Here is a 4,252-nt window from a genome sequence, read left to right on the forward strand (position 1 = left end):
AGCGCGACCTCGCCGACGCGGCCATCGATCCGAACGCGCCGGCGCTCACCGACGACGACGTTACCGCACAGGTCGAGGAGGAGCGCCGCATCGCCGCCGAGGCCGGGCGCCGGGCTGCCATCCCGATCGCCCCGCAGATCCTGCTGTCGCGTACGCTCCAGCAGGGCGCCGGCGGCGACGCCGAGGGTGCCGCCGCCAAGGACGCCAACCCGTTCAAGGCGATCGAGGTGCTGGTCGTCCCCGAGAACGTCACCAAGGTCGCGAAGGTCGAGCTCAAACCGAACGAGGCGCCACTCGTGGAGGAGCGCGACGTCGCGTTCAAGCGGGGCGACACCCTTGAGACCCTTCTGAAGGCCACCGGCATGGCCGGCGACGAGCAGATCCGCGCGATCGTCGCCGCGCTGGGGGGCAAGACCCGCACCGCCGCCCTGACCGAGGGGCAGCAGATGCGCGTGCAGGTCGCCCCCGGCCCACGTCCCGGCGACCCCCGCCAGGTCACCCGTGTGGTGCTGTACGGCGAGAGCGGCATCGAGGGCATTGCCGCCCTCAACGACCGCAACGCCTTCGTGTCGGTGACGCCCCCGACCGAGGACGCCCCCTCCGCCAAGTCGCAGCCGCAGGCCGAGGCCGGCGAGGACGAAGACGAGGATTCGGGCTCGGGGCCGCGGCTGTATCAGAGCCTCTACGAGACGGCCGCGCGCCACGACCTGCCGCGCGCCACGGTCGAGGACATCGTCCGGGTGTTCAGCTACGACCTCGACTTCCAGCGCCGCATCGCCAGCGGCGACGGCCTGGACGTGTTCTACACCTACGACGACGACGCGTCCGCCGACCGTCCGGACCTGCTCTACGCGGCGCTGACCCTCGGCGGCGAGACCCGCAAGGTCTACCGCTTCCAATCCCCGGATGACGGCACGATCGATTACCTCGACGACCAGGGGCGATCCCTCAAGAAATTCCTGCTGCGCAAGCCGATCCCGGACGGGATCATGCGCTCCGGCTTCGGCTACCGCCGCCACCCGATTCTCGGCTATGCCAAGCTGCACACCGGCGTCGACTGGGCGAACCCGATCGGGACTCCGATCGCCGCGGCGGGCAACGGCGTGGTGATCCGAGCCGAGATGACCTCGGGCTACGGCAACCGGGTCGAGATCCAGCACGTCAACGGCTACGTCACGACCTACAATCATATGTCGCGGTTCGGCCGGGGCGTGAAGGAAGGGGTCCGGGTCCGTCAGGGGCAGATCATCGGCTATCTCGGCTCCACCGGCCTCTCCACCGGGCCGCACCTCCATTACGAGGTGATCATCAACGGCCACTTCGTCGATCCGATGAAGATCCGCGTTCCCCGCGGGCGCGAGCTGGACGGGCGGATGCTGAGCGAGTTCAAGCGCCAGCGCGAGCAGATCGACGCGACCATGCTGAAATCGAAGAGCGCCACGGCGCTGGCGCAGCGCGACGCCGCCGTGCGCTGAACGCGCCGGACGCCCGTTATCCGAACCCGAGCCGCGCCCGGATCTGTTCTGGCGTCAGCCCCGCCTGCCTGAGGTCGGCCAGGCTCAGCGAAGCGCGGGATTTGGCGAGCTTCTCTCCCCCCGGATCCAGGATCAGCCGGTGGTGACGGTAGCGCGGGACCGGAAAATCGAGCAGGTGCTGCAGCAGGACGTGCAGGTCGGTGGCCGCTTCCAGGTCCTGGCCGCGTACCACGTGGGTGATCCCCTCCTGCGCGTCGTCGTGGACGACGGCGAGGTGATAGCTGGTGGGCACGGCCCGGCGGGCGATCACGGCATCGCCCCAGCGCGCCGGAGCAGCCTGGACCCATCGCGTGCCGGCTTCGTCGAAGGCGGTGTAGCCCAGCCGGTCGCCGGCGATGCGCAGGGCGGCTTCCATGTCGAGGCGCCAGGTATGCGGCGCGTTCCCGGCAAGACGCCCGGCCACCCTCGCGGGATCGAGTCTGCGGCAGGTTCCGGGATAGAGCGGTGCGCCGTCGGGGTCGTGCGGGTGCCCTTCCAAGGCGCCGGCCTGCGCGCGGATCTGGCCGCGCGAGCAGAAGCAGGGATAGGCCAGGCCCCGGTCGATCAGGCCATCGAGGACCGCCCGGTAGGCGTCCATGTGTCGGGATTGGTGCCGCACCGGCTCCGGAAAGGTCAGGCCCAGCCAGGCGAGGTCGGCGACGATCGCCTCCACCAGCTCCGGCTTCGAGCGGACGGGATCGATGTCCTCGATCCGCAGGCGGCAGAGGCCGCCCATCCGCCGGGCGAGGTCGGCGTTGAGCAGGGCCGAATAGGCGTGGCCGAGGTGGAGCCGTCCGTTCGGGCTCGGCGCGAAGCGGAGGACCGGCGCGCCCGTGCTCACCCGTCCCGGTGACGCAGGCAATGCGGGGTGCCGGTCTGGCAGGCGATACCCGGAAGCGAGCAAGCCGGCCCCTCCGCCAGCCGCTGGCAGACCCGGCAGCCGTCGGTCCATTCCAGGCAGGCGGGGTCGTCGGCGACCGAACGTGCCGGCGCCGGGTGGCGGGCGGGCAAGAGCGCGCCGAGCAGGACCGTGGCGACCATGAGGATCACGACGCCCCAGGCGGCAAGGGCGCCGTTCGAGGAACGCGGTGCGGGCGACGTGGTGGGCGCTGTCGACATGGTCGTCCTGTTGGCGCGGCCGGTGCGCTCCTGTCAACGCGGGCGTGGCCCGGTCAGGCGGCCCGCGCGGTCCGGTCCTCCAGCAGGCCCGGAAGCAGCTTCAGATTGAGCGGCTTGGCAAGGAACCCGTCGAAGCCCGCCTCGCGCGCGGCGATCTCGTCCTCGCGGCCGGCATTGGCAGTGAGGGCGACGAGGTGCAGCCGGGGACCCTGCCCCGCGGCTTCCGCGGCCCGGATGCAGCGGGCGGTCTCGTGGCCGTCGAGGCGCGGCATACGGATGTCGATCAGCGCGAGATCGAACGGTCCGGCCGTTGCCAGCCGCTCGAGCGTCTCGACGCCGTCGACGGCGTGGACCACCTCGGCGCCGAGGCGCTCCAGCGCGCGGGTCGCCAGCAGGGCGTTGATCGGGTTGTCCTCGGCGAGCAGGACCCGCTGGCCGGTCCCGGTCCTCACCGGGGCCGGGGCCGGAATGGCCGTGGATTCGATCGTCGGCGGCGGGGCGAGCAGCCGCTCGAACAGCGAGCGGGCCCGGACCGGCTTGATCAGGTATCCGTCGAAGCCCGCGGCGCCCGGCGCCCCGAAGCCGCGGCGGTCGAAGGGCGACAGCAGGACCAGGCTGCAGCGCACCCCGCAGGCATGGGCGGCGTCGGCGATCTGGCGGACCGCCGCGTCTCCCAGCGCCCGGTCGGCCAGCACCGCGTCGAAGGCCGCACCCGACAGGGCGTCGAGGCCATCCTCGAGGGTTCCGACGATCACCGTCGCGGCGCCCGCCCGGGACAGGCTCCGGGCGAGGTACGGAGCCTGATAGAGCGAGTCGGCCACGATCAGGCAGCGCCGTCCTTCGAGCCGCGGCAGCGCGGCCAGGTCGGCGCGCTCGGCCTCGGCTTCCGGCAGCGGCAGGACGACCTGGAAGGTCGAGCCACGCCCGATCCGCGAATCCGCCTCGATCCGTCCGTCCATGCCGGTGACCAGGCGGCGGGTGATGGCGAGACCCAGGCCGGTGCCTTCGTGGCTCCGGCTGGCGCTGCCGTCGCCCTGCTCGAACTCCTCGAACAGGGCCGGCAAGCGTTCCTCCGGGATGCCGGGTCCGGTATCGGAAACGGCCAGGACCACCTCCCCTCCCCCGCCCGGCATGCGGACGAAGGTCAGGCTCACGCCGACGCCCCCGCGCTCCGTGAACTTGATGGCGTTGCCGGCGAGGTTGATCAGGATCTGACGGACGCGGTCCGCATCGCCGACGAGCGCGCGGGGGAAATCTTCGGTGACGTCGAGGGCGATCTCGATGCCCTTGTCCTGGGCCCGCGGGGCCAGCAGCTCCACGACGCTCTCGGCCAGAGCCGGCAGATCGAACGGCTCGGCCGCGAGGTCGAGGCGCCCGGCCTCGATCCGCGAGAAGTCGAGCACGCCGTCGATCAGCCCGAGCAGCGCCTGTCCGCTGGTCCGCACGGCCTCCACATAGGTCCGCTGCTCCAGGTCGAGGGCGGTGCCGAGCACGAGGTCGGCCATCCCGAGGATGCCGTTCAGGGGCGTCCGCATCTCGTGGCTGACGGTGGCGAGGAAGCGCGACTTCGCCACGCTGGCGGCCTCGGCGCGCTCGAGGGCGGCGTCGCGGCTGCGCAG

General features: G+C 72.0%; 4 protein-coding genes. 1 reads left to right on the forward strand and 3 read right to left on the reverse strand.

Features of this window, described 5'->3' with window-relative positions; all coding sequences use genetic code 11:
* Positions 1-1,475: M23 family metallopeptidase (locus FV228_RS21765; RefSeq protein ID WP_147856513.1), on the forward strand; the 1,475-nt coding region annotated here is incomplete at its 5' end.
* 16 nt (positions 1,476-1,491) lie between these two features.
* Here the strand turns inward: FV228_RS21765 and gluQRS are convergent.
* The 3 genes from gluQRS to FV228_RS21780 form a co-directional block, all read right to left on the reverse strand.
* Positions 1,492-2,355 (reverse strand): tRNA glutamyl-Q(34) synthetase GluQRS, encoded by an 864-nt coding sequence (gene gluQRS / locus FV228_RS21770; protein ID WP_246693985.1) that lies wholly within the window; start codon positions 2,353-2,355, stop codon positions 1,492-1,494.
* On the reverse strand, positions 2,352-2,633 hold the full coding sequence (locus FV228_RS21775; protein WP_147856515.1) for a hypothetical protein: 282 nt from the start codon (positions 2,631-2,633) through the stop codon (positions 2,352-2,354). The genes gluQRS and FV228_RS21775 overlap by 4 nt, the downstream gene beginning before the upstream one ends.
* Positions 2,634-2,686: 53 nt before the next feature.
* Positions 2,687-4,252, reverse strand: a 1,566-nt coding sequence (locus tag FV228_RS21780) for an ATP-binding protein (RefSeq protein ID WP_147856516.1), incomplete at its 5' end; no start/stop codon positions are given.

It is taken from the genome of Methylobacterium sp. WL18 (genome assembly GCF_008040015.1).
Classification (GTDB): domain Bacteria; phylum Pseudomonadota; class Alphaproteobacteria; order Rhizobiales; family Beijerinckiaceae; genus Methylobacterium; species Methylobacterium mesophilicum.

Coding starts and splice junctions, on each gene's coding strand:
- FV228_RS21775 (WP_147856515.1), bottom strand. CDS start 2,633: ATGTCGACAGCGCCCACCACGTCGCCCGCACCGCGTTCCTCGAACGGC.